At 43.0% G+C, this 3,461-nt stretch carries 3 protein-coding genes; 2 read left to right on the forward strand and 1 reads right to left on the reverse strand.

The genetic code is table 11. From position 1 onward, the window contains the following. A partial coding sequence (locus tag KKA81_03260) for a TonB-dependent receptor (GenBank protein ID MBU2649928.1) occupies positions 1-1,641 on the reverse strand: 1,641 nt, incomplete at its 3' end. Between the two features lie 140 nt (positions 1,642-1,781). On the opposite strand from KKA81_03260, the gene KKA81_03265 reads away from it, so the two are divergent. After that, positions 1,782-2,339: a hypothetical protein gene (locus tag KKA81_03265; GenBank protein MBU2649929.1), complete on the forward strand. Its 558-nt coding sequence runs from the start codon at positions 1,782-1,784 to the stop codon at positions 2,337-2,339. A gap of 186 nt (positions 2,340-2,525) precedes the next feature. Then, a complete protein-coding gene (locus KKA81_03270; GenBank protein ID MBU2649930.1) occupies positions 2,526-3,335 on the forward strand; it encodes a hypothetical protein in 810 nt (269 codons plus the stop codon). The last annotated feature ends 126 nt before the right edge of the window (positions 3,336-3,461 follow it).

Here is a 3,461-nt window from a genome sequence, read left to right on the forward strand (position 1 = left end):
CAGGCTGTCGAGAAGCTGTTCAAAGCGTTCCGAACCCGGAAGAGGAAAAGAAGGTGTGGAGTCATTGAATATCGTGCCTTGAGGGGTTCTGTTCTGTGCTACCAGTCTGGCGAAGCTATGGGCTTGTTCCTCATCACCGGTTATGAGAAAGGTTTGAGTAAAGGAACTGATATAGTCTCCATACCAGTCTTCACTGGGTTTCCATGCTTCATTCATCTGTAATGCCACACCGCCCGCATTATAACTATCACCGGAGTTTTCACTGACATTGTAAGCGCGTATATAAAAATCCGGACTTTTTAATTCTGCAGCTATAGTAGTCATATGGAAGTTATCAAAGGCAAATCGGTTCTGCGCCGTATAAACACTATTGCCCTGGCCGTAGGTTCCCCTTAGGCTTACATCAAGCTTTTCGGTTAAACGGTAGTGAAGAGATGCATTAAAACGAAGTGTACGTGTTTCGTAATCCACAATGTCTTCTTCATTCCAGCCGGTACGGCTGATAATAGGATTGTCTATACCTTCGTTAAATTTCTTGACGATTTTATTTACAAATACGTCATACTCTTCTGTTCCGGGTTGATAGCCCTGTGCTTCTGCAATTCCGGCAGCGATGGTTGGGGCAAGTTGTATCAGGTTAACAGGTGCGATAATATCATCTCCATAAACATTAACCCCGTCGTAGCCGGGATAACTCTCTCTGGTAATGGCCGGGTTGTTTAAATGATTTTTATCACGGTAGTCTGCTGCATACCAGTCTGTTGCTGAAAGATAAGAAGCTCCGATGCGAAATGCAAAACGGTTTTTAAATGCTTTAGCATACCTTAGGTTAAAATCTACCATTGGCGTCGGGTCGTTCAGGTATTTAGATCCCAGATGCATTAACCCTGTTTGAAGTGAGGCATCCAGCCCCTGATATTGAAATGGATCCTTGCTTTTCATCAGCAGTATACCGTTCATGCCTCCCGGTCCGTAAAGGGCAGACGATGCTCCGACGAGCAGTTCTGCACTTTCAATCTCAATAGGTGAGAGACCGAAAATGTTGCCTGCCGGAAAACTTAATCCCGGAGCCGTATTATCGATACCATCCACCAACTGGCTCATCCGGTAATTGTTATCACCGGTAAATCCACGGGCATTGGGGAAACGGAAAGTGAGACTGTGAACATTCATATCAACTCCTTTGATGGTGTATAACCCATCGAAGAAATTGGCAGCCGGAATGTTTTGTATTTCCCGTGAATTCATGCGTTCTACGGTCACTGACGATTTCATGATGCTTTCCTCCACCCGTGAAGCGGATATTACTACTTCCTGGCCAAGTATAGGCTGCTCCAGGAGCAATACCGTTAAACCTTTAGACTGATTATGTATTTCAATTTCCTTGGTGGCGTATCCAATGAGACTGAAGACAAGCGTGAATGGGGCAGGAGTTTTAGTTTTCAATAGAAATTGCCCGTCGGCTTCCGAAACAGTACCAATCAGTTTGTCTTTAACAATAATATTAACTCCAGCGAGTGGGGAAAGAGTTTCCTGATCAATAACAACACCGCTGATCACAATTTCCTGGGAAAATACTGTAGAAAAAAAGGCTGACAGGCAGACAGTGCAGAGCAGTATGATTGTGTTTTTCAGTTTCATAGACGCTTTTTTTCATGGATCATCACAGTGCCAATTTATGAAAAACCTGTGATTTGCCAAAACCTGATCGTTGTTTCTATGCTTTCTTTTTGCTAATATTGCAACTCAGTATTATTGTAAAATCTAAAAGTAACAGCACTATGATGAAAAAAAACGCTATTTTCAGGTATGCAATGCAGTTCATGATTTTATTTGCGTTGATGTCACTTGTTTTTGTCCAATCGTGTAAAGATAAGGATGATGACGATGACAACGGAGGCACCCCTGTGGATCCTTATTCCGGTTTTTACAAGTTTATATCGGCTACATTCAACAACACCGATACCATTATTTTTGGACAGGATACCATGATTTATCAGCCGGGAGACGATGCTTCCGTTTACGTTGCCAACGGGCTTCTTGGTCTTGCACCTTGCCAGGATCAGGCGAATGCCGCTCTTGAACTGCGTTCGAATTTTGAATCTTATTATGCCTGTGTCAATGAACCAAATTCTCTGAAGCAGGGTACATGGGCTGTGAGCGCCGACAGGAAAATCCTGACACTTAACATTACCAATCCGGCTCCTTTTGCTGTGACCATTGCAAATGTTCAGCTTCAAAATAATGTTCTAACAGGAAATATTACAAATCTTCCCATTGTAAGCGGAACGGTTTACAAGTTTGTAAGTGTAAATACAACATTCAACAAGGTACAATAAAGTAATCACTACCCTAAGCAAACCCCGCCCTCTTAAGGCGGGGTTTTTTTATTTCTACGGGTTTCCCGTAATCGGATTCGTATATTCATTATATCCGAAGAAGTAATTACTCTAATTGACACTCTGATACTTAAACCTTTACTTTGTATCATGCGTAAAGGGTCACAGAACTGCCAATCTTATTTAATGAAAAAGCTGTATTTAATCTCCGTTTTATTATTCATTGGGCTGTATACCACAGGACAAGAAGTCAACAGGATTATACAGGATATTTCCGGAAAGGATAATTCGGCCGTGACAGAGCAATTCGGTATGGGGCTTACGGCTGTTATTTCCCAGGATGGTGAATTAAACAGGGCATTACAGCAACAAATAGGGGAAAAACATGAACTCAGCCTCATTCAATCAGGATTTGCCAATCAGGTGGAAATTATCCAGCAGGGTGTTGCCCACCTCAGTCAGGTGGAGCAGAAAGGCGATGATAACAAGATCCTTCATCACCAGGAAGGAAAGCTTAATGTCGGGGAGATCATACAGGAAGGTATCGGGAACATTACCAGGTTGAGCCAATATCGTGCCGATAATTCGGCATTTATTTCACAGGCCGGATTCGAAAACAAAACGGAAATTTTACAGGATGGCCGGTCAGACAACATCAGGGTAATCATTACAGGTGATTTAAACGAAACAGTGATCACTTTGAAAAAAAGTAAAAAAAATAAAATTGACATCACTCAATCGGGATACGAAAATTCAGCGACAATATATCTGGAAGAGGGTAGCCAGCTAAACAATGTTATACTTGAACAACAGGGCACGGGAAACATTGCAACTAACTTCAGGGGAAAAGGAGAGATCCCCGGTGACATTGCTTATTCCGGTATTATGATTAAAGGCGATTACAACACTGCCAGCATCTACCAACAAGGCTATATGAACAGAGCCGGAATGAGCATCTGTGGAGACAGAAACGTAGCCAACATTGTACAGCACTAATGTCCTGAATCTGATAAACTGCTGATCAGACCAACCCCGGGGGGCTACATTCCCGGGGTTTTTTATAGTATTGAACCCCAGCCCCCCAGTCACCCAGTCACCCAGCCCCCAGTCACCCAGCCCCCA

Source organism: Bacteroidota bacterium, assembly GCA_018831055.1.
Classification (GTDB): Bacteria; Bacteroidota; Bacteroidia; order Bacteroidales; family B18-G4; genus M55B132.